Annotated in this window: 23 protein-coding genes; 22 read left to right on the top strand and 1 reads right to left on the bottom strand. The window is 68.5% G+C overall.

All coding sequences use genetic code 11. The features are described from left to right. The first annotated feature begins 3 nt into the window (after positions 1–3). The 20 genes from folP (at position 4) to NVV57_03530 (ending at position 17,230) form a co-directional block, all read left to right on the top strand. The gene (folP, locus tag NVV57_03625; GenBank protein ID MCR6711824.1) at positions 4–813 is read left to right on the top strand and encodes a dihydropteroate synthase; all 810 of its coding nucleotides are present in this window, start codon (positions 4–6) and stop codon (positions 811–813) included. 4 nt (positions 814–817) lie between these two features. After that, a complete protein-coding gene (gene folK, locus NVV57_03620) occupies positions 818–1,891 on the top strand; it encodes a 2-amino-4-hydroxy-6-hydroxymethyldihydropteridine diphosphokinase (GenBank protein MCR6711823.1) in 1,074 nt (357 codons plus the stop codon). Positions 1,892–1,893: 2 nt separating this feature from the next. Further along, on the top strand, positions 1,894–2,364 hold the full coding sequence (locus tag NVV57_03615; GenBank protein ID MCR6711822.1) for a DUF3180 domain-containing protein: 471 nt from the start codon (positions 1,894–1,896) through the stop codon (positions 2,362–2,364). A gap of 67 nt (positions 2,365–2,431) precedes the next feature. Then, positions 2,432–2,908, top strand: a complete 477-nt coding sequence (locus NVV57_03610) for a PH domain-containing protein (GenBank protein MCR6711821.1) — start codon at positions 2,432–2,434, stop codon at positions 2,906–2,908. 11 nt (positions 2,909–2,919) lie between these two features. Then, a complete protein-coding gene (locus NVV57_03605) occupies positions 2,920–4,434 on the top strand; it encodes a PH domain-containing protein (protein MCR6711820.1) in 1,515 nt (504 codons plus the stop codon). Then, on the top strand, positions 4,427–5,317 hold the full coding sequence (locus NVV57_03600; protein ID MCR6711819.1) for a DUF2520 domain-containing protein: 891 nt from the start codon (positions 4,427–4,429) through the stop codon (positions 5,315–5,317). Before NVV57_03605 ends, NVV57_03600 begins: the two co-directional genes overlap by 8 nt. A 4-nt stretch (positions 5,318–5,321) precedes the next feature. Beyond that, positions 5,322–6,260 (top strand): pantoate--beta-alanine ligase, encoded by a 939-nt coding sequence (gene panC, locus NVV57_03595; protein MCR6711818.1) that lies wholly within the window; start codon positions 5,322–5,324, stop codon positions 6,258–6,260. A gap of 57 nt (positions 6,261–6,317) precedes the next feature. Then, the gene (locus NVV57_03590; protein ID MCR6711817.1) at positions 6,318–6,713 is read left to right on the top strand and encodes a hypothetical protein; all 396 of its coding nucleotides are present in this window, start codon (positions 6,318–6,320) and stop codon (positions 6,711–6,713) included. After that, positions 6,710–7,192 carry a C39 family peptidase gene (locus NVV57_03585; protein ID MCR6711816.1) on the top strand — a complete coding sequence of 161 codons (483 nt, stop codon included), beginning with the start codon at positions 6,710–6,712 and terminating at the stop codon, positions 7,190–7,192. Before NVV57_03590 ends, NVV57_03585 begins: the two co-directional genes overlap by 4 nt. Before the next feature lie 429 nt (positions 7,193–7,621). Continuing rightward, positions 7,622–8,488, top strand: coding sequence for a hypothetical protein (locus NVV57_03580; GenBank protein ID MCR6711815.1), 867 nt, complete (start codon positions 7,622–7,624; stop codon positions 8,486–8,488). A gap of 97 nt (positions 8,489–8,585) precedes the next feature. After that, a complete protein-coding gene (locus NVV57_03575) occupies positions 8,586–10,277 on the top strand; it encodes an L-aspartate oxidase (protein ID MCR6711814.1) in 1,692 nt (563 codons plus the stop codon). 212 nt (positions 10,278–10,489) lie between these two features. Then, positions 10,490–11,128 (top strand): hypothetical protein, encoded by a 639-nt coding sequence (locus tag NVV57_03570; protein ID MCR6711813.1) that lies wholly within the window; start codon positions 10,490–10,492, stop codon positions 11,126–11,128. Then, a complete protein-coding gene (locus NVV57_03565) occupies positions 11,125–12,204 on the top strand; it encodes a PrsW family intramembrane metalloprotease (protein MCR6711812.1) in 1,080 nt (359 codons plus the stop codon). The genes NVV57_03570 and NVV57_03565 overlap by 4 nt, the downstream gene beginning before the upstream one ends. Next, a complete protein-coding gene (locus tag NVV57_03560; protein MCR6711811.1) occupies positions 12,201–12,323 on the top strand; it encodes a hypothetical protein in 123 nt (40 codons plus the stop codon). Before NVV57_03565 ends, NVV57_03560 begins: the two co-directional genes overlap by 4 nt. A gap of 27 nt (positions 12,324–12,350) precedes the next feature. Beyond that, entirely contained in the window at positions 12,351–13,250 is a 900-nt protein-coding gene (nadC, locus tag NVV57_03555; GenBank protein ID MCR6711810.1) for a carboxylating nicotinate-nucleotide diphosphorylase, read from the top strand. A 37-nt stretch (positions 13,251–13,287) separates the two neighbouring features. Beyond that, positions 13,288–14,799, top strand: coding sequence for a lysine--tRNA ligase (gene lysS, locus NVV57_03550; protein MCR6711809.1), 1,512 nt, complete (start codon positions 13,288–13,290; stop codon positions 14,797–14,799). Continuing rightward, complete coding sequence (locus tag NVV57_03545; protein MCR6711808.1) at positions 14,796–14,993, top strand: hypothetical protein; 198 nt, start codon at positions 14,796–14,798, stop codon at positions 14,991–14,993. Before lysS ends, NVV57_03545 begins: the two co-directional genes overlap by 4 nt. A 79-nt stretch (positions 14,994–15,072) precedes the next feature. Continuing rightward, on the top strand, positions 15,073–15,393 hold the full coding sequence (locus tag NVV57_03540) for an Lsr2 family protein (GenBank protein MCR6711807.1): 321 nt from the start codon (positions 15,073–15,075) through the stop codon (positions 15,391–15,393). Continuing rightward, positions 15,390–16,442 (top strand): lactonase family protein, encoded by a 1,053-nt coding sequence (locus NVV57_03535; protein MCR6711806.1) that lies wholly within the window; start codon positions 15,390–15,392, stop codon positions 16,440–16,442. The genes NVV57_03540 and NVV57_03535 overlap by 4 nt, the downstream gene beginning before the upstream one ends. A gap of 47 nt (positions 16,443–16,489) precedes the next feature. Continuing rightward, the gene (locus tag NVV57_03530) at positions 16,490–17,230 is read left to right on the top strand and encodes a phosphoglyceromutase (GenBank protein ID MCR6711805.1); all 741 of its coding nucleotides are present in this window, start codon (positions 16,490–16,492) and stop codon (positions 17,228–17,230) included. A gap of 652 nt (positions 17,231–17,882) precedes the next feature. On the opposite strand, the gene phoU is transcribed toward NVV57_03530, so the two are convergent. Then, on the bottom strand, positions 17,883–18,542 hold the full coding sequence (gene phoU / locus NVV57_03525) for a phosphate signaling complex protein PhoU (protein ID MCR6711804.1): 660 nt from the start codon (positions 18,540–18,542) through the stop codon (positions 17,883–17,885). A gap of 176 nt (positions 18,543–18,718) precedes the next feature. On the opposite strand from phoU, the gene NVV57_03520 reads away from it, so the two are divergent. Beyond that, positions 18,719–19,840, top strand: a complete 1,122-nt coding sequence (locus NVV57_03520; protein ID MCR6711803.1) for an ATP-binding protein — start codon at positions 18,719–18,721, stop codon at positions 19,838–19,840. After that, entirely contained in the window at positions 19,837–20,532 is a 696-nt protein-coding gene (locus tag NVV57_03515; GenBank protein MCR6711802.1) for a response regulator transcription factor, read from the top strand. Before NVV57_03520 ends, NVV57_03515 begins: the two co-directional genes overlap by 4 nt. Positions 20,533–20,657: the final 125 nt, after the last annotated feature.

Genomic DNA, 20,657 nt, shown 5'->3' with positions numbered 1-20,657 from the left:
CGCATGACCCTCGTCATGGGCATCCTCAACGTCACCCCTGACAGCTTCAGCGATGGCGGCCTCTTCCTTGGGCCCGACGCTGCGGTCGCCAAAGGCGTGGAACTCGCCGAGGCGGGGGCCAGGTTCGTGGACGTCGGCGGCGAATCCACGCGGCCGGGGGCGGCGAGGGTCTCGCCCGAGGAAGAAGTGCGACGAGTCGTGCCAGTGATCGAGGCCCTGACCGAGCGCGGCATCTGGGTCAGCGTGGACACGATGCGTGCGAGCACCGCCAGGGCGGCCTACGACGCCGGCGCCGTGATGATCAACGACGTGAGTGGCGGCCTCGCCGACCCCGACATGGCCGCGACGGTTGCAGAGCTTGGCTGCGACTTCGTCTGCATGCACTGGCGAGCGCACTCCACGCAGATGGATGCGAGAGACAACTACGCCGACGTCGTCGCCGAGGTGCGCAACGAACTCGCCTCACGCGTGGCCGCGCTCAGCGCGGCCGGCGTGATGAGAGACAAGATCATTCTCGACCCGGGCCTCGGCTTCTCCAAGGTCGGCGCCAGCAACTGGCCGCTGCTCGCCAACATCGATGGCTGGTCGCAGGGCCACCGTGTGCTCATCGGCGCCAGCCGAAAGCGCTTCCTCGGCGCGGCGATCGAGAGGCCCGACGGCGACCCAAGCCAGCGCGAGGCCGCCACGACGGCCGTCACGGCCCTTGCGGCAGCGTCGGGCGTATGGGGCGTGCGTGTGCATGAGGTGACCGCGGCGAAAGACGCAATCGCCGTGGCCAGCGCTTGGGAAAAAGCCTCCTACGGGGCAGGATGAGCCCATGACACTGATGGTCGGGCCGTACGTCAAGGGCGGCGTGGAACTGGATCAGATCATCGTCGAGGGCATTCGCGTGACCGCGTATCACGGGGTGCTCGCCACCGAGCGCGAGAGCGGGCAGCTGTTCATCGCCGACGTCGTTGCGCACGTCAGCACGCGCCTCGCGGCCGCGACCGACCACCTCAGCCGCACCGTGAACTACTCGGACGTCGCCGACGCCGTTGCGGCGGTGCTCGCCGGAGACCCGAGCGACCTGCTCGAGACGGTCGCCGAGCATTGCGCGCGGGCGGTGCTCGAGTTCGAGGGCGTCGAGTGCGTGGACGTCTTCATTCACAAGCCGCAGGCTCCGCTGCTGGTGGAGTTCGGCGACGTGGTGGTGCGTATCCGGCGCGACCTGCGCTCCGGGACGCTGTGGGCGGACAAGCGGATCGGCTCTTCCGCGGGCATGTCCGATGACCCGCTGCTCGCCCCCGCCTTCTCGCGCGACGCCTTCGATGAGCGGCCCCTGCAGCCGGTGCAGGCGTGGATCGCGCTTGGCGGCAACGTGGGCTCCGTCGACGCCACGATGCGTGCGGCGATTCGCGAGTTGGACCGGATCAGCGGCATCCACGTCCTGTCGACGTCGCCGCTGGTCAAGTCCGCGGCCGTCGGCGGGCCCCCGCAGCCGGACTATTTCAACGCGGTGGCGCTCGTGGAGACCGCGCTCGCCCCGCGCGAGTTCCTGTTGGCCTGTCAAGGCATCGAGGTGGTGCACGGGCGCGAGCGGACGGTCGAGAACGGGCCGCGCACCCTGGATCTTGACGTGATCGCATACGCGGACGTGGTTGGCGAGGCGCGCGACCTGGTGCTGCCCCACCCGCGCGCCCACGAGCGCGCGTTCGTGCTGGTGCCGCTTGCCGCGGTGGACTCCGAGGCGGTGCTTCCCGGCCCCAACGGCGGCGCCGTCTCCGACCTGCTCGGCAACGTGGACGTGGACTCTGTTGAGGTGGTCGTCACGCCATGGCCGTCCGGGCCAGAGCCTGCGGCGGAGGACAGCGGCGCGATCCCCATCGTGGATCCGTCCGAATCCTCCTGACCATGGAGCACCTCACCTGGCAGCGCCTCGCCCTTGTGGCGGCTGCCACCTTCGCGCTCGCCTGGCTCATCACTCGCGTGGGGCTTGGCGACGGCTACACGCCCGCCACGATCCCGTGGACGCTGCCCGTGATCTGCATCGTTGGCGGAGTATTGTCCCTGGTATTCGCCTGGCCGGTGCGGCAATTCCAGCGAGGCAAGAACCCGGGGCTCGACGGGCTCCGGGCCGCGCGCGCGGCCGTGTTCGCGCAGGCGTGTGCGTACGCGGGAGTGCTTCTTGGGGGTGGGCTGCTTGGCTACGCGCTCGGCGTTGGCGGCGACTGGTCGCACGGCCCGCGGCGCGAGGTTGCGATCTCGGCGCTCATCGCCGCGGCCGGGGCCGCCGTGCTGCTCATCGCTGGCCTCATCGCCGAGCACTGGTGCCGCACCAAACCCCCAGAGGATCCCAAGCCCACACCGCCGCTGGGCGCGTAGGCCGCGAACCCGGCCACAGCGTCGGGCCGCGGGGCGGTCAAAGTTCGCGCAATGGCAGACTTAACGCATGACCTGGTACGAACCCGACGCGGACTGGACCTACGCTGACCGCCGCCTCATCATCACGCGGTGCATTGTGCTGTGGGCGTTCATGCTGTTCGTGATCGCGGACTTCGTGGTCTTCGGCATCCTGTTCTCGCCGGCCTGGGCATGGGCGGCGGGCGCGGCCCTGCTGGTTGGCGCGTGGTTCACGTGGATCATCTATCGCAGCGTCACGGCGCACGCGTGGGCGGAGCGCGAGGACGACCTGATCGTCAAGCGCGGCCGACTCTTCCGCTCAGTGACGGTGGTTCCCTACGGTCGCATGCAGTTCGTGGAGGTGAGCGCCGGACCGTTGGCGCGCGCGTTCAAGATGGCGACCATCCAGCTCCACACCGCGAGCCCTGGAACCGACGCGACCCTGAGCGGAGTGCGAGCGGCGGACGCCGAGACGCTCCGCGACCGCATGACCTCGCGCGGCGAGGCGCGGCTGGCGGGGCTGTGACGCTTCCAGGCATGCAGGGCGCCGTCTACGCTGCCCCGCGCGAGTGGACCCGCGTGCACCCCGTGTCGCCGTACCTGGGCTCGGGACCGATCCTCGGGTTCATCGCGCTGTACTGGATCGCGCGCGCCCTGCCGTCGTGGGTCGCCGGCGGCGACAGCGAGTACGAGTTCCTCAACGAGTTCCCTGTGCTTGCCCTGCTGGCCGGGGTCGCGGTGATCGTCGGGGTGGTGGTCGGCTTTGGCGTGCTCAGCTGGCGCCGCAACGAGTTCCGCATCGGCGACGACGCGATGTACCACCGCAAGGGCATCCTCTTCCGCCAGCACCGCCAGGCGCGGCTGGACCGGATCGAGGCCGTTGACGTCATCCAGCCGCTGCTCGCGCGCATCTTTGGGCTGGCGCAGCTGAACGTGCAGGTCGCCGGTGGCCGCGACTCCGGCATCGACCTCAAGTTCCTGCGGCTCGGTGATGCGGAGGCGCTGCGCAATGAGGTGCTCGCGCTTTCGGCGGGAGCCAAGCTACCCGACGCTGTGCCCGCCTCGGGCGCCGAAGGTAACCAGAGCGTCGGGCCGGCTTCTTTGCGTGACCTGGCGAGCCATCTCGGCGAGACCCGACCGGCGACCGCGGTGCCGGCCGCGCCCGAGACCGACGTCTACACGGTGCCGACGGGGAGGCTCCTGGGCTCGGTCGCGCTGTCGACGCCGACGTTCGTGGTGGCCGCGGCCGGGGTGGCCTTGGTGGTCGCGGCGATCTTCCTCGGCTCGGCGGTGGGGGAGGCGATCCTCGCTTTCGTTGGCACCTCGCTGTTCGCGATGGTCGGTTTTGTGGTGGCGATCTTCGGCTACTTCTGGAACCAGATCAACGGCGGGTTCCGGTTCACGGCGGCCACCTCCTCCGACGGGCTGCGGCTGAGCCACGGCCTGCTGGAGACGCGCCGCCAGACGGTGACGCCGGGCCGCGTGCAGGCCGTGCTCGTGAGCCAGGGCGTGCTGTGGCGCGCGCGCGGGTGGTACCGCATCACGATGAATGTGGCCGGTTACCAGGAGGATCAGGCGCGAGTCAACACGCTGCTCCCCGTGGGCACCCTCGACGACGTGCTGCTCGCGCTGCGGCTGGTGCTGCCGCAGGTCTCGGACGAGTCCCTCGCCGCGCTGGTCACGGGACGCGGTGCCGACGGCGGCTTCACGGGCGCCCCGCGCCGCGCATGGCTGCTGGACCCCTTCCAGTGGCGGCGCCGCGGCGTGCTCGCGGGCGAGCGCGCACTGTTCATTCGCGGCGGCTGGCTCACCCACGAGCTCGCCGTGGTGCCGCATGAGCGCACCCAGTCGCTCGGCGTGCGCCAGGGCCCGGTGCAGCGCGCGCGGCACCTCGGCAGCCTCGTGGTCCACTCGACTCCCGGCCCGGTGCGGCCGGTCGCCGCGAACCTCGACGCCGACGCGGCCCTGGACCTGCTGGATCAGCAGGCCGAACGCGCGCGCCAGTACCGGGCGCTCGGGCGTGGTTCAGACGTGGGGTCCGGCCGTGGCTGATTCCTCGAGCCGCCTCGCCGTAGGCGTGGTGGGCGCCGGCCGCGTTGGCGCAGTCTTGGCCGCCGCCCTGCGCGAGGCGGGGCACTCGGTGACGGGAGCGTCGGGCGTATCCGCGGAATCGGTGAGCCGCATCGAGACGCTGCTGCCAGGGGTGCCGCGTGTGGAGCCGGAGGCGGTGGTGCGCGGCGCCGACCTGGTGCTCATCACCGTCCCAGACGACGCGCTCGCTCCCCTGTGCGCGGGGCTCGCCACGGTTGGCGCGTTCCGCGCGGGGCAGCTGGTGGTGCACACGGCGGGGCGGTTCGGCGTGGGCATCCTGGCCGACGCTGTGGCCGCCGGGGCGCTTCCCCTCGCCATCCACCCGGCCATGACCTTCACGGGTACGTCGCTGGACCGCGCCCGGCTCGCCGACACCGTGTTCGGGGTCACCGCGCCCGCGGCGCTGCTGCCCATCGCGCAGGCCCTGGTGGTGGAGATGGGCGGCGAGCCGCTCGTGATCGCCGAGGGCGACCGCGCGGCGTATCACGCGGCGATCGTGCACGCGGCGAATCATGCGGTGACACTCGCGGCGCAGTCTGCCGCGGTCTTGTCGCGGCTTGGCGTGGAGGAGCCGGGCCGCGTGCTCGGGCCGGTGGTCCATGCTTCCATTGAGAACGCGCTCGCGGGTGCCCCGGGGTCGGTGGCGTCCCTCACCGGGCCCGTTGTTCGCGGGGACGCGGGAACCGTGGCGGATCACCTCGCGGCGCTCGCCGGCATGCCGGTCACGCGCGCGACCTACCGGGCGATGGCGCGGGCCACCGCGGACCTGGCGCTCGAGGGCGGGCGGATTGGGCCAGCGCAATACGCGGACCTCATCGCGACGTTGGGACTGGGGGAGGACTGATCTGATGCGAGTGGTGACGACGGCCGAGGAGCTCGGCGAGCCGCGCGGCCGCCGAGGCGTGGTGATGACGATGGGCTCGCTGCACGAGGGCCATGCGCTGCTCGTGCGCGGCGCGCGGGGTGCGTGCGACGAGGTGGTGGTGACGATTTTCGTCAACCCGCTTCAGTTCGACGACCCCGCGGACCTGGAGCGCTATCCGCGGGACCTCGATGCGGACTTGGCCCTGCTGGAGCCGCTTGGCGTTGACGTCGTCTTCGCGCCCTCCGTCCACGAGGTCTACCCGAGCGGGACGCCGGAGGTGACCGTAGCGTCGGGCCGGCTTGGAGAGATCCTGGAGGGCGCCGCGCGGCCCGGCCACTTCGACGGCATGCTCACCGTGGTGCTCAAGCTGCTGATGCTTACCAGGGCCGATGTCGCGGTGTTCGGCCAGAAGGACGCGCAGCAGCTGCTGCTCGTGGAGCGCATGGTCGCCGACTTCAACCTGCCCGTGGAGATCTTTGAGGCTGTGACGGTGCGCGACCCAGACGGGCTGGCGATGTCCTCGCGCAACCGGTTCCTCACGCCAACGCAGCGAGAGGCGGCGCTCGTCTTGCCGCGGGCGCTCGAGGCCGCCGCGGGAGTGTTCCGGGGGGGCGCCCGCTTGCGGAGGCGCTCGCGACGGGGCGGGCGGTCCTCGACGCCGAGCCGGGCATCAGCGTGGACTACTTCGACGTGCTTACGCACGCGCTCAACCAGGCGACGATTGCTGGCGCTATCCGGGTGGGGGACGTGCGGCTCATCGACAATGTGCGGGTGCCTTGGGCGACGTAATCGGCACTTTGAGCCGGACACCCCGAAAGTAGAGATTGGCAGACCGCTACTGCGGTTGACAGTGTGCGCGCGCGGGTCTACCGTCAAGATAGCCGAGGCGACGTTGACGTCGCCCGCGAAAGATCGGGGGTAAATCATGCGCACATTACGAACTATTTGCGGATCAGTTGCGTGCTCAGTTGCAATTGTCATGAGCGGCACCGTGGCCATTGCAGACGCGCACACCACGGATATTGACGGCGGAGGGGGCTCGGTGCAAGTTCCGGCGAGCGTGGCGCCCGAAACTCAACAATCGCGCGACAAATTGGCACTGGCCAACGCATTGCGCCAGAAGATTGAGGCTGCGCGCTCTGGTACCACCGTGAGATTGGATGGCGCGAGTAAGTCGAGTGCCAGTTATGACGAGTTACTCGCAGGATACGCAAGCACCTACGGCGCGAGCGCGGTGCCATCTGGCTTGGTTGTCGGTGCGCAAGCGCTCTCCACAGGCGCTACGACGCAGTCCTTCCAGGTGGCAAAAGCGCTGAGCGTGACGTGGGCGCAACAGCAGAAGTACTACTACTGCGGGCCGCCACCGCATACATGACCTTCAAGTTCATAGGCAAGACCACGGGCGCCAAGGATGGAGTTTCGCTCACCCAAGCGCATTTGGCGAGCTCCACTTACCTGAAGACTGAGGCCAACACCGAAACGTCCACGCGGGGCAACAACATGAACTACGGAATGAACCTTTGGCGATCGGGAGCCAATACCGGCTATTATGTGCGGAGCAAAGTCACGAGCCAAAGCCAGTTGGAAGACATGTTTATTCTGTCTATCTCGGGGAACGAACCTTTTGCTGTTTCAACCGGCGAGTCCGCAGATGGACCCCATTACAACAATCATCCCGTGAGTCACACGATCGGCCATTGGGTGACTGGAATCGGGTACACGGACAACGGCGGACATTTGTCCATGATGGACCCCGCCGCCGGACTGGCCAATTACGAAAGCTCCGCGAAGATCTACGTCCCGACGTCGTCGTCATTTTACAAGTCCACGGCAAATCGCTTCTCGGTGTGGTGACGCGCACGCGGATCTCCGCTATTTCCCTTGGCTTGACCGTCGCGCTTCTTGTACTGGTCGGTTGCGACACTGCGCCACCCCCGTCCTCGATTGCGCCTCCTGTCACGAGTTCAGCGAGTGCGGACGGGACAGGCTCACCGAGCGTCGAGGTCTCAGTCCGTGAGGCAATTGAGGACCCAAGCGCTGGCGGCGCCTTGGCAGACTTGCCGATTCCGGCCGGATTGCCCACCCCCGCGGGGCAGCTTCTACTGGATAGACCCCTACGGGGACCTGTGGTCGTGGGGCACGGAAGGCGCTGGCGTCGGCGTGATGAATCCCGATACGCGCGCTTGGCGCGACTATGGTGACTCACTACTCGTGGGGAAGGCGGCGGCCCCCGGTGCGAATGGAGTCGTGGGCGAGCGCGTCCTAACGCCCGGAGGAACGGTCGTGTGGTTCGCCCGCGATGAGAGCGGGCAACTGACACTCGACTCGTACGACGTGTTCGCCCGCGCTCCGGCCGGCACCCCGGTGAAGGTGGGCGAGAGCACTGTGGACTGGGACGGATTGACGTTCGCTGCGCCCGGTGACAGCAACTACCTCACCGCAGTCGGCAATCGTGCCTATTGGGTTGAGAGTGTTACGCGGGCGGATCCGACGCAGGATGCTGGATACAAGTCCTATGCTTCGGTGTTTTCCGCGCCGTTGGACGGAAGCAAGCCTCAGGAAGTTGCGTTTGACTCTGCTCGATTCTCGCGTCTGGATCGGTGCGCGCCCGCCGACCAGCCCCGTCTCATCTATATGGTCGATCGCGTGAGCACGGGTTACCCGGACACAGTTGCGACACTTCACGGTGTGACCCTCGATGCAGCTGGCGAAGTGCAGCGCGACTCCGTCTTGTGGAGCGACAGCGTCTCTGGTCGCTTCATCGACTCCGTGGGTGTTTGCGGAGACACTGTCGCTGTGGCATATAAGGCGGACTCAGACTCTGTGGCCATGGACCACTTCCTTACGGTGTACCAGCGTGGCGACCCAGTGACCTCGCTTTCACTGCAACCGGACCAGTCCTCCGGTGCCGGTCAAGTCTTGGTCGTGCCTGGTGGTGTTTTCGCATTCGAATGGGACGGGGACTATCCGGGGCGCCAATTGTTCTGGCGCGCCTCGACCAACACGTGGTACGTAATCGGCAATGGGTCCACCTTCAACGTCGCCGTTACGGACGGTGGGGAAGTGGTGATGGCCCGCGAGTCGGGGGACCAGGACGACCTTGGTCAGTATGCATACGAACCGCGAATTGTGAGCGTGGAGAAGCCCTAGATCGGCAGATGGCATTCGACGGAATTCTCCCCCGGCCCGCGCCCAAGTGTTGCAGCCCGACGCTGGACCACCTCCCCGCCCGCGCTAAGTTGAGCGCATGACCCGTTTTGTTCACCGCCTCACCGCGCCCGAGCCCGGCTGGACCATCACCGCGGACGTTATCGTGGTCGGCTCCGGCATCGCCGGGCTGAGCGCCGCTCTCGAGCTCCGCGAAAAGGTGGACCGCGTGCTCGTGGTCACCAAGGGCGTGCTGAGCTCCGGCTCCACGGTGTGGGCGCAGGGTGGCATCGCCGCCGCGCTCGACCCCGAGGACACTCCGCAAGAGCACCTCGAGGACACCCTCGTGGCGGGCGCAGGGCTGTGCAGCGAGGAGGCGGTGCGGACGCTCGTCACCGAGGGCCCGGACCGCGTGCGCGAGCTCGTGGCGCGCGGCGCGCACTTCGACACCGGCCCCTCTGGCGACATCAACCTGACCCGCGAGGGTGGTCACCACCGCGACCGCATCGTCCACGCCGGCGGCGACGCGACCGGGGCGGAAATCAGCCGCGCGCTGGTCGCCCAGCTCGAGGCGATCCGCAACGACCCTGGCATCGAGGTCATTGAGCACGCGATGGTGGTGGACCTCCTCACGGCCGCGCCAACGGCCGACGGCCGCGCGGGCAAGGTCTGCGGCGTCACCCTCCACGTCATCGGCGAGGGCACGCGAGACGGCGTCGGCGCCGCGCTTGCCAAGGCGGTCATCGTGGCGACCGGGGGCATCGGCCAGGTCTTCCGCTCGTCCACCAACCCCGCCTCGGCGACGGGCGACGGCATCGCGACCGCGATCCGGGCCGGCGCCGCCGTCGCCGACATCGAGTTCGTGCAGTTCCACCCCACGGTGCTGTGGGAGGGCTCCGGCGCCCGCGGCCAGCTCCCGCTCATTTCCGAGGCCGTGCGTGGCGAGGGCGCCTACCTCCTCAACGCGGATGGCGAGCGGTTCATGGTCGGCCGCCACGAGCTCGCGGAGCTCGCCCCCCGCGACGTCGTGAGCCGCAACATCGTGGCGCAGATGAAGGAGGACGGCTCGGACAACGTCTTCCTCGACTGCCGCCACCTCGGCGGCGCGTTCCTCAAGCAGCGCTTTCCCACCATCTGGGCGCGGCTCGAGGAGCGGGGCATCGACATGGGCCGCGACCTCATTCCGGTAGCGCCCGCGCAGCACTTCCACTCTGGCGGCATCCTCACCGAGCTCAACGGCCGCTCCACCCAGCAGGGCCTCTACGCGATCGGCGAGGCCGCATGCACGGGCGTGCACGGCGCCAATCGCCTCGCTTCGAACTCGCTGCTCGAGGGCCTGGTCTTCGCCAAGCGCGCGGCGACGGATGCAGCCGGTTTGGTGGCCGACGGCGTGCTTACCCAGGCGGAGCCCGTAGACCGCCCGGCGCCAACGTCCCTGGTGCCGGCCACGATGCGACGCAAGATTCAGGCGGTGGCCCACGACGGCGCAGGTCCGATCCGCGACATGGAGGGCCTCGCCACCGCGGTGTCGCGCCTCGCGGGCATTCGCGGCCGTTTCCACACCTCCGAGCCTGGAGCCGTGATGCCGCAGGTGGCGGAGTGGGAGACCTCGAACGTGCTCGCCACCGCCTCGATCCTCTCCAGTGCCGCACTGACGCGCACGGAGACCCGCGGCGGTCACGTCCGCAGCGACTACCCCGCCACGGACGACCGGTGGCGAGTGCGGCTCGTGGCCACGCTGGACCCGGACGGGGAGCTGCACCTCACTGAGGCGCCGCTCGAACTGGCTTAGCCACAGCGTCGGGCCGCACGACGCGACCCGTGCCACACAACGACGGGCGACCTGCGCCGCCCGCCGTCGCGTGTGAGGAAGGCTCGCGGCTCGGGCGACCGAGCAGCGGGCCCGGCGCCGTCATAGACGACGCCACTTTCACGCTACTGGCGCGCGGCGCGGGGGATAGGGACCGAAGTCCCTGGGTGAGCGCCCGCTGTTAGCGTTGGCCCGTGATTACCGCGAAGCCATGGCGCGCGAGCGTGTGGGTCCCCGTGGTGGTCGCGCTGGGGCTGCTCGCGCTGTTCGTGGTTCCTGCACTCCCGGGACTCGCCTCGACGACCCGTCCCGTGGAGCCGGGCGAGCGGGTCACCGCAACGACGGCCTCGTTCGCGCCCGCGCAGGGCTGGACCCTTGACCTCGACGCGGCCGTGTCGTCCCGTCCGGTCGTGACCAGCGACGGCGTGACGGTCCGACTCAGCGATGGCGTGTGGTTCGGCTCCAGCGCGGACCTGCTGGCGCGCATGGCCGAGCTCTTGGAGGAGGCGGGGGCAACGGTTGGCCAGATCCCCGACGCCCCGAGCGATGACGCCCTCGTCACGCTCGATCCCGCCAAGACCCCGACGCAGACGATCCCGCGAACCGAGTACGTCATCGACTTCACTCTGGGCAGCGATCCCGGCGAGTTGATGGTGGTGCGCGAGGACGTCGGAGTCGCGCTGCTGCGCACCACGGGGCCTGCGGCAGCAATGGCCGATCACGCAGACGACATCGCCGCCATGAAGTCATCGGTAGACGTTGGCGTGGTCAGCGTCGATGACGTCCCGCGGGACCCGCAGGTGTTCCCGGAGGCTCAGGGGCCCCGACCATGAAGGAGATCGCACGCCGCAGCGCCACGGTTCGCTTGTGGAACCCAGGCAACCCTGGGTGGTGGCTGCTTGTCGTCTTCACCGCGGCCGGCGCATGGGTCTTGGCGACCGGCCTCGCGCCGGCATTTCAGCGCTTCGCGGTGACGGGCGCGCTCGCGGTGCTGCTCTCGGCCCCGATGTTCGTGCTCGTCTGGTTCCTGGTGAAGGGCATGCAGATCGTGACCCGGCCCGCGCGCTCTGCGGCTCTCGCGGCCGTGATCTGGGGTGCGGTGGTCGCCACCGGCGTCTTCGCGCTCAACGCCAACGGCGCCATCATCCTGCTCCTCGCTCAGCACGTGAGCCTCGACTTCGCGAACGAGTGGGGCGCCGCCATCGCCGCCCCGCTCACCGAGGAGACCGGAAAGCTGCTTGGCGTGGTCGCCGTGATCTTCGCGGCGCGCTCGTGGCTGCGCACGGCCATGGACGGGCTGCTGCTCGGGGCGCTTGTCGGCCTCGGATTCCTGCTCACCGAGAACGTCATCTACGCGTTCAACATCACCACCATGAGCTTTGGCGAGAGCCAGCCCATCGCCACCCTCGTGACCTATCTGCTACGCACGGGGCTGTTCTGGCCCGTCTCGCACGCGATCTTCACCGCGTTCACCGGCGCCGCGCTCGGCTTTCTCTTCGGTCGCCCCCAGGCCCGACGCTATGGCTGGGGACTCCTTTGCCTCGCCCTCGCATACGGCGTGCACTTCCTCTGGAACTCTCCCGTTCTGCCAGGCATCTTGTCCCGCATGGCCTTCGCAACGTGCATCCCGTTCCTGCTGTGGCTCGTCATCCACCTTGCACGGCGCGCGGAGCACGCGTGGGTGGCGACCGTGCTCAACGGCGAGGTGGAGGCCGGCACCCTCCCCGAGAGTGGGCCGAAGGCCTCGGTGGAACGCTGCGCGCCCGCAGGCGCCGCCGCCGCGAGGCGGTGGGCGCGTACGGCCCCGCCGCCAAGCCGGTCCAGCGCACCCACGAGGCGCTCCTCGTGGACCTTGCGGACGCCGTGGACGCGGGGGACCAAGTCGCCAACGACCTGCGTACCCGGGTGAGGCTGTCGCTCGAGGAGGGGCAGCGTCGGGCAGCGGAGGCGGCACGGGCGCAGGCCGAATACCAGCGCCAACTCGAGGAATATCGCCGCTACTGGGCGGAACGCGGATACCAGGTGTAGCGCACGCGCCACAATGGAGGCGTGCTGATGCCAGAGGAGCTTCCCCAGGACCGCCCGCTCGACCCGGTGTTTCTTGCGCGAATCGTGACCACCGCGCTCGACGAGGATCTTGGCCCCGCGCCCGGCAGGGACGTCACCACTCAGGCCACGATTCCCACCAGCTCGTGGGTGCGCGGCAGCATCGTGGCGAGGGCCGACGGCGTGGTCGCGGGCATCGACGCCGTCGCCGAGACGATGGCCCAGGTAGCGCGGCGCTTTGGGATGGACCCGGTGGCCGTGGAAGCGCGTGTCAAGGACGGCGCTGCCGTGGCCAAGGGCGCCACTCTCGCGGAGCTCAGCGGCGCCGGGCACGTGGTGCTCGTTGGGGAACGGACGGCGCTCAACCTGCTGAGCAGGGCGTCGGGCGTGGCGACGCACACGCGCAAGTGGGCGGACGCGCTCGCGGGAACCGGCGCTCGCGTGCTCGACACGCGAAAGACCACGCCCGGCCTGCGCGAGCTCGAGAAGTACGCGGTCAGGTGCGGCGGCGGGGTCAACAAGCGCATGGGGCTGTTCGACTGCGCGATGGTCAAGGACAACCACGTGGTGGCCGCGGGGTCGGTGACGGCCGCGGTGGAGGCGATCACCGCGCGGTTCCCCGACGTGCCCGTGCAGGTCGAGGTCGAAAGCTGGTCGCAGGTGGAGGAGGCGCTCGCGGCGGGCGTCCGCTTCCTGATGCTGGACAACATGTCCACGGGCCACATGGCACAGTTCGTGGTGAGGCTGCGCGCGCGCGAGCCGGAGATCGGCAAGGTGTGGATCGAGGCGACCGGTGGGCTGACCCTGGACAACGCGCGGTCCGTGGCCGAGACGGGCGTCGACTTCATGAGTGTTGGCGGGCTCACGCATTCGAGCCCTATCCTCGACATCGCGCTGGATCTGCTCTGAATCCTGCGCACCCATACGCGCCGGTACCCTTGATGCCGTGACCAACGAGCCCACCGACACCCCAGACGCCGACCTGCCCGAGCAGATCCAGGTGCGGCTGGAGAAGCGCGCCAAGATCATCGCGAACGGCGGTGAGGCGTACCCCGTTGGCGTGCCCGTCACCGCACAGATCGCGGACGTGCGCGCGCGGTACGCGGATCTCGAGGACGGCGAGGAGACCACGGACGTCGTCGGCGTCGCCGGCCGCGTTGTCTTCATCCGCAACACCGGCAAGCTGTGCTTCGCGACCATTCAGGACGGCGCGGGGGAGCGGCTTCAGCTGATGCTCTCGCTCGACGCCGTTGGGCCCGACGCTCTTGCCGCCTTCAAGTCCGACGTCGACTTGGGCGACCACCTGTTCGCACAGGGACCGGTGGGCAGGTCCCGCCGCGGCGAGATCTCTGTGTTCGCGACCGAGTGGCGGCTGGCCGCGAAGGCGCTCCGCCCGCTGCCGGTTCTGCACAAGGAGCTCAGCGAAGAGTCGCGGGTGCGCCACCGCTACGTTGACCTCATCGCGCGCCCGCTCGCGCGGGACACTGTGCGCCGCCGCGCGCTCGTGGTGCGGAGCATTCGCGAATCGCTCCACGAGCGCGGCTTCCTCGAGGTGGAGACCCCCATGCTGCAGACCCAGGCGGGCGGCGCGGCCGCCCGCCCCTTCGTCACGCACATGAACGCTTTCGATATTGATCTCTACCTCCGGATCGCCCCCGAGCTGTTCCTCAAGAGGGCGGCAGTTGGCGGAATCGAGAAGGTATTCGAGATCAACCGCAATTTCCGCAACGAAGGCTCCGATTCTTCGCACTCGCCCGAGTTCTCCATGCTCGAGGCATATGAGGCGTACGGCGACTACAACACCATGGCGGTGTTGACCAAGGACCTCATCCAGCAGTCCGCGCAGGACGTCTTCGGCACTCAAGTCGTGACGCTCGCCGACGGCGAGGAATACGACCTCGGCGGCGAATGGGCGGACATCACGATGTACGGGTCGCTTTCGTCCGCGATCGGTGAAGAGGTGACGCCGGAGACCACACTGGAACGGCTCACGCAGCTGCTCGCCGCCGCGGACCTCTCCGTGGACCCCAAGCGCATCAACCACGGCAAGCTCGTGGAGGTGCTGTGGGAGCACTACGTGGGCGACGACCTCCACGCGCCCACGTTCGTCCGCGACTTCCCAGTGGAGACCAGCCCCCTCACGCGCGATCACCGCACGCAGCGCGGCGTGGTCGAGAAGTGGGACCTCTACGTGCGGGGTTTCGAGCTCGCCACGGCGTACTCGGAGCTCGTGGACCCTGTCATTCAGCGCGAGCGCTTCGCCCAACAGGCGGCCATGGCGGCGCAGGGAGACGATGAGGCCATGAAGCTTGACGAGGACTTCCTCGCGGCCATGGAGTACGCGATGCCGCCGTCCGGCGGAATGGGCCTTGGGGTCGACCGACTCCTCATGGCGCTGACCGGGCTCGGCATCCGCGAGACCATTCTGTTCCCGCTCGTGAAGCCGGAGGAGTCATGACCGGCCTTGAAGCTGTGCTCATCAGCGTCCTCCCGTCCGTCGGGATCGGCCTCATCTTCTGGTACGTGATGCGCGCCGTTATTCGCGCCGATAGGCGCGAGCGCGCCGAAATCGCCCGCATCGATGCCGAGGATGCGCGCCGCGCGGCCGAAGCGTCGGGCAATGGCGAAAAGAAACCGGCGGAAAACGCCTAGAAATTGACACGGCGCTATTGCCGGTGACTACGATGGCGTTGCTAAACCAATCTCTCGGGGGAAATCGGAAGGCTTTGCAATGGCTCAGAGGGTTCAGGTTGTTCTCGTTGACGATGTTGACGGCGGCAGCGCCACGGAGACCGTGAGCTTTTCGCTCGACGGCGTTGGCTACGAGGTTGACCTTTCCGACAAGAATGCGGCCGCGCTGCGCGACGCGCTCGCTCCGTGGGTCGCGGCCGGTCGTCGCGTGAGCGGTCGTCGTGCGGCTGGGCGTGGGCGCAGCCGGGTCGGGTCGGACGCGAGCAAGATCCGCGAGTGGGCCAAGGCGAACGGCTATAAGGTCTCCGAGCGCGGTCGCGTTTCCGCGGAGATCCGTGAGGCATACGCCGCCAGCAAGTGAGCGAATCTCTCTGGTGGGGCACGTACCCGCCGCTCGGCCTTGGCACGCCCGTAGGGCAGGGCGAAGGGCTGTACCTCCAGCACGGGCCCGACGCCGCGCTCGCCTTGTCGCTTGACGCACCCTCGTTTGTGGTTGCGCATCCGTCGCTGCCCCTGATCTACGCGGTGAGCGAGTCTTCCGAGAGCTCGCTCCACGTGATCGACGTCAGCGGCGCCGCGGCGCGCGTGGCCGTGTCGGTGGCGACCGGGGGCGTGGACGCGTGCCACATCCTTCTGGCGCCCGACTCTGGGGTCGCCTACGTCTCGCACTACGGCTCGGGGGACGTTGCGGTGGTGCGGTTGGGCGAGGACGGACTGCCCGTGGATGGCTCGCCGCAGCAGCTGTTGGGGCACACCGGCTCCGGGCCGCGCGAGGACCGCCAGGAGGGCCCGCACGCGCACTTCGCGGGCTACGCACCTGGGGGTCGGCACGTGCTGGTGGCGGACCTGGGCACCGATGAGCTGCGTCGCTACCTCGTGCTCGAGGACGGGCTCCTGGAGCCGGACGGCATCGGGGCGACCCTTCCCCCTGGCAGCGGGCCGCGGCACTTCGCGGTGCGCGGGGAGAACATCTACCTGGTGTGCGAGCTCGACCACCAGCTGCGCACCTTGCGGTGGTCGCCGGGTGACGCGGAGGCGGATGTCATCGCGGAGGTCCCCACAACGAGGGCTCCGCAGCGCACTGGCGACGACATCTACGAGGCTCATGTGACGCTCGTGGGCGAGGACGTGCTGCTCGTGTCCGTTCGTGGCGTCGACGTGATCGCCGTCTTCGACCTGAGCCCCGAGGGCGAGGCGCGTTACCGCACCAGCCTCGATGTTGGAGAGTGGCCGCGGTACTTCGCGGTGATCGGCGACCGGCTGCATGTGGGGTGTGAGCGCGGGCATGAGGTGCGGTCCTTTGAGCTCGCTCGGGTGCTTGCGCTCCCGCCGGAGAACTCCGTTGGCGGCATGGCCGCGCTGCCCTACCGCGCCGTCGCGGTCACAAGCCCCGCCTGCGTGACGGCATAGGACCAAGGCCGTTAGCGTCGGGCGCGCGCATACGCGAGGATAGAACCATGACGCTTAAGTTGATCCTGCTCCGCCACGGCGAGAGCGAATGGAACGAGAAGAACCTGTTCACCGGCTGGGTTGACGTGCCGCTTGACGACAAGGGGCGCGCCGAGGCGACGCTGGGCGGCGTGCTGCTCAAGGAGCAGGAGCTGCTGCCGGACGTGGTGCACACCTCACTGCTGCGCCGCGCCATCATGACCGCGAACCTCGCGCTTGATGCCGCCGACCGCCACTGGATTCCTGTGAAGCGCAGCTGGCGGCTCAACGAGCGTCACTACGGCGCGCTGCAGGGCAAGAACAAGGCCGAGACGCTCGCCGAGTTCGGCGAGGAGCAGTTCATGATCTGGCGCCGCTCGTATGACGTGCCGCCGCCGCCGCTCGAGGCGGGTGCACAGTTCTCTCAGGAGGGCGACCCGCGCTACGAGGGTGCGCCGGTGCCGCAGACCGAGTGCCTCAAGGACGTGCTCGAGCGCGCGCTGCCGTACTGGCACGAGGAGATCGTGCCCGATCTGGTCGCGGGCCGCACGGTGCTGGTCGCCGCGCACGGCAACTCGCTGCGCGCGATCGTCAAGTACCTCGACGGGATCAGCGACGACGACATCGTCGGCGTGAACATCCCCACTGGCATTCCGCTGTACTACGAGCTCAACGACGACTTCACCCCGGTGGAGCGCGGCGGGCGCTACCTGGACCCGGCTGCGGCGGCTGCGTCCATTGCCGCTGTGGCGAACCAAGGAAAGAAGTAGGCTGTAGCCAATCGAGTTTTCGGTCAGCCTCTCATTGCGGGCCGATGCAGCAGGGCCCCGGGAGCAATCCCGGGGCCCTCGTCTGCTTCTTGGGGGTCTGGGCGGCGCGCGCCGTCCCGCCGCGGGGGTGCGGGTGGTGCGGAGCCCCGCCGCGACCGCTCCCTGGGTTTAGGCAGCTGAGTCCTGGGTGATGGGCCAAACCCGCGTGGATTGGGCATCTCAGTCCTGTTTGGCTTGAGTGCCCCCGCGAATCGAGGTCTTGACTGCCGATGGGTGACGGCTCGGCGTGAGCCCGCCACATCAGGACTGATCTGCCCAGAACCTCCGCCCGACACCCGGAGAGCAGGACTCAGCTGCCTAAACCCCGGGAGACGGCTCCGTGGGATGCGGCTCAGCGGGGCCCGCGCGGTGAGCCGCCCCCTGTGTTTAGGCAGACTGCGCATACCGGCGCCGTCATTTCCACCCCGTTTAGGCAGACTGCGCATACCTTCGGCGTCCCAAGCGGGCTGAGCACCAGCCACGGGCGACCTTCCCCGGCGAAGCGCGGCCAAACGGCAAGGTATGCGTGGCGTGCCTAAGTGAGCGCGCTTCGCGGGGATTGGTATGCGTGAGCTGCCTAAACCGCGGGTGGGCGCACACCCCGGGGCGCCAACTAGATCTTGGCGCCGTCTCCGCCGTGATCCCCAGTCACCAAGTACACGATCCTGCGGGACACGCTCACCGCGTGGTCGCCGAACCGCTCGTAGTACCGGGCGAGCAGCGCAATGTCGAGCGTGGTCTGGGCGTCGCCGTCATAGTCGTCGGCAAGGAGCGAGGCGTAGGCCTTGGCGTGCAACTCGTCGAGGGTGTCGTCGTCGGCAACGAGGTTCGCGGCGGTGTTGAGGTCGCGCGTCTCGAGCAGGGCCTGCACCTCGCCCGCTGCCTCCCGCGCGGCAGCGGCCATGCCCTCCACGATCTCCCGGTGCCCCACGGGGACCGCGGACCCCGGATAGGCGCGGCGAGCGGACTCAGCGATGTGCTGCGCGAGGTCACCCATGCGCTCAAGCGAAGCCGAGATGCGCAGCGAGGCGATGATCGTCCGCAGGTCGAGGCCAACTGGCTGCTGCTGCGCGATGAGCAGAACACAGCGCTCGTCGACGGTCTCCTCGAGGTCGTCGAGCTTGGCGTCGGCCGCGATCACCGACTGGGCGAGCTCGATGTTCTCCGTGAGGAGTGCGTCGGACGCGTCGGCGATCGCCTTGGCAACCAGCTGGCTCATGGCGATGAGGTCGTCCCGCAGTTCCGACATCTCGGCAGTGAAGATCGTGCGCATGTCTCTCCTTGGTGGCGCCGCCTCATGTGGAGGCAACAAAGACGCCCGTGCGTGTTGGCATCAAGTCTGGCACCGTCCCACTTGGGGTTGGCCGGAATCCGTGCCAACTACGGTGAACATTTGGTGAAGCGCCTGAACATTCGGTGAACTCGGGCCCTCGTAGTTAGGGTGTGCGCATGACCCCCGTAGCGTGGTTGCTCGTGGTCGTTGCTATGGGCGTTGGGCTGGGTGCCGGTCTGTGGTCGGCGCGTTCGGGCGGCCGCTCGCGCGCCACGAGCAACACCCTTGTCCCTGCGCGCACGCGCCAGGTGCTGTCCGTGATGCCGGGTGGCGCCGTGATCGTTCGCCGCGACCGCAGGAGCGCCTACTGCAACAACGCGGCCCTCGCCCTCGGCGTCGCTCGCCCAGACGGCGCCCTGCATCCAGAATTGGCCCGCCTCGCCGAGATCGCCTGGAACCACAACGAGATCATCGAGGAAGACATCGAGGTTCAGCGCGGCGTGCTCGCGTCGAGCCGCACGCTGCAGGCGCGCGTGTGCGTGATCGACGACGAGACCGTGCTCGCCCTCATCGCCGACCGCACCGAGCAGCAGGCCGCGGAGCAGATGCGCCGCAACTTCGCGATCAACGTGTCGCACGAACTCAAGACGCCCGTCGGCGCCATCCAGCTGCTCGCCGAGTCCGTTGAGGCCGGCGCCGACGATCCCGACATGGTGCTCGCCTTCACCAAGAAGCTGCGCAAGGAGGCCAAGCGCCTCAGCACCCTCATTCAGGAGATCATCGAGATCACGCGCCTCCAGTCCGACGCTGCGGTCATGGATGCCGCTCCGGTTCGGCTTGGGCACGTGGTTGAGGAGGCTCTCGAGGCGACGGCGAGTGCAGCGTCGAGCCGCAACATCACCGTGACAACGGAGATGCGCGACGACGCCACCGTGCTGGGCAACGACGAGCTGCTCGTGATGGCCCTGCGCAATCTCATTGAGAACGCGATTCAGTACTCCGAGCCTGGTAAACGCATCATCATCACCTGCGAGACCGCGGACGAGGTGGCCTCCATCTCGGTGGTCGACCAAGGCATCGGCATCGCGCCCGCGGAGACGGAACGCATCTTCGAGCGCTTCTATCGAGTGGATCCAGCGCGCTCTCGCGAGACCGGCGGAACAGGCCTGGGCCTCAGCATCGTCAAGCACATTGCGCTTCGCCATGACGGAAAGGTGGAGGTGTGGAGCACGCCGGGCGTCGGCTCGACGTTCACACTGAAGCTCCCGCTCGGCGGACAACAGGAGGAGCAGGAATGACAGGCGAACGCGTGCTCGTCATCGAGGACGAGGAGTCGTACAGGGACTCGCTCAACTTCCTCTTGGGCCGAGAGGGCTTCACCGTCACGCTCGCCGAGACGGGACCCAAGGGCATCGAGGAGTTCGCCAGACGCGGCGCGGACGTTGTGCTTCTTGACCTCATGCTCCCTGGTATGTCGGGCGCCGAGGTGTTCCGCTCGCTGCGCGAGCGGACGGATGTGCCCGTCATCATGGTCACCGCGAAGGACGATCAGGTAGACAAGATCATTGGGCTCGAGCTGGGTGCGGACGACTACGTCACCAAGCCCTACTCGGGCCGCGAGCTCGTGGCGAGAATCCGCTCGGTGCTGCGCCGCCAAGCCGTGGGAATGGCGGGGATACCCGACGAGCCAACCCGCCTCAGCGTCGGGCCGCTTGTGCTCGATGCCGAGCGCCTCACCGTCCGCAAGAACGGGGAGACCCTGTCGCTGCCGCCCAAGGAGTTCGCGCTGCTCAACCTGCTGGCGCAGAACGCGGGGCGCGTGCTCCCGCGGCACGTGATCATCGAGCGGGTGTGGGGCGCGGACTACTTTGGCGACACCAAGACGCTCGATGTGCACGTCAAGAGGCTGCGCGCGAGGGTTGAGGACGACCCCGCGGAGCCCAAGCTCATCCAGACCGTGCGCGGAGTGGGATACACGTTCGAGGCGTGACCCGCTTGAGCGTTCACTCAACGTTCACCGAAGGTTCAGATATGGACGTTTGTGACGTTACCTTCGCTCCCTAGCGTGGAGGTATCCGGCACGGAGCCGGTTGTGAAACACGTAAGGACTACTGA

The sequence above is a fragment of the Demequina sp. genome, from assembly GCA_024707205.1.
Taxonomy (GTDB): Bacteria; Actinomycetota; Actinomycetes; order Actinomycetales; family Demequinaceae; genus Demequina.
Note: the sequence above shows the minus strand (reverse complement) of the source record. Positions and strands in the feature narration are given on the sequence as shown.

Coding starts and splice junctions, on each gene's coding strand:
- folP (MCR6711824.1), top strand. CDS start 4: ATGACCCTCGTCATGGGCATCCTCAACGTCACCCCTGACAGCTTCAGC.
- folK (MCR6711823.1), top strand. CDS start 818: ATGACACTGATGGTCGGGCCGTACGTCAAGGGCGGCGTGGAACTGGAT.
- NVV57_03615 (MCR6711822.1), top strand. CDS start 1,894: ATGGAGCACCTCACCTGGCAGCGCCTCGCCCTTGTGGCGGCTGCCACC.
- NVV57_03610 (MCR6711821.1), top strand. CDS start 2,432: ATGACCTGGTACGAACCCGACGCGGACTGGACCTACGCTGACCGCCGC.
- NVV57_03605 (MCR6711820.1), top strand. CDS start 2,920: ATGCAGGGCGCCGTCTACGCTGCCCCGCGCGAGTGGACCCGCGTGCAC.
- panC (MCR6711818.1), top strand. CDS start 5,322: ATGCGAGTGGTGACGACGGCCGAGGAGCTCGGCGAGCCGCGCGGCCGC.
- NVV57_03590 (MCR6711817.1), top strand. CDS start 6,318: ATGAGCGGCACCGTGGCCATTGCAGACGCGCACACCACGGATATTGAC.
- NVV57_03585 (MCR6711816.1), top strand. CDS start 6,710: ATGACCTTCAAGTTCATAGGCAAGACCACGGGCGCCAAGGATGGAGTT.
- NVV57_03575 (MCR6711814.1), top strand. CDS start 8,586: ATGACCCGTTTTGTTCACCGCCTCACCGCGCCCGAGCCCGGCTGGACC.
- NVV57_03565 (MCR6711812.1), top strand. CDS start 11,125: ATGAAGGAGATCGCACGCCGCAGCGCCACGGTTCGCTTGTGGAACCCA.
- nadC (MCR6711810.1), top strand. CDS start 12,351: ATGCCAGAGGAGCTTCCCCAGGACCGCCCGCTCGACCCGGTGTTTCTT.
- NVV57_03545 (MCR6711808.1), top strand. CDS start 14,796: ATGACCGGCCTTGAAGCTGTGCTCATCAGCGTCCTCCCGTCCGTCGGG.
- NVV57_03540 (MCR6711807.1), top strand. CDS start 15,073: ATGGCTCAGAGGGTTCAGGTTGTTCTCGTTGACGATGTTGACGGCGGC.
- NVV57_03530 (MCR6711805.1), top strand. CDS start 16,490: ATGACGCTTAAGTTGATCCTGCTCCGCCACGGCGAGAGCGAATGGAAC.
- phoU (MCR6711804.1), bottom strand. CDS start 18,542: ATGCGCACGATCTTCACTGCCGAGATGTCGGAACTGCGGGACGACCTC.
- NVV57_03520 (MCR6711803.1), top strand. CDS start 18,719: ATGACCCCCGTAGCGTGGTTGCTCGTGGTCGTTGCTATGGGCGTTGGG.
- NVV57_03515 (MCR6711802.1), top strand. CDS start 19,837: ATGACAGGCGAACGCGTGCTCGTCATCGAGGACGAGGAGTCGTACAGG.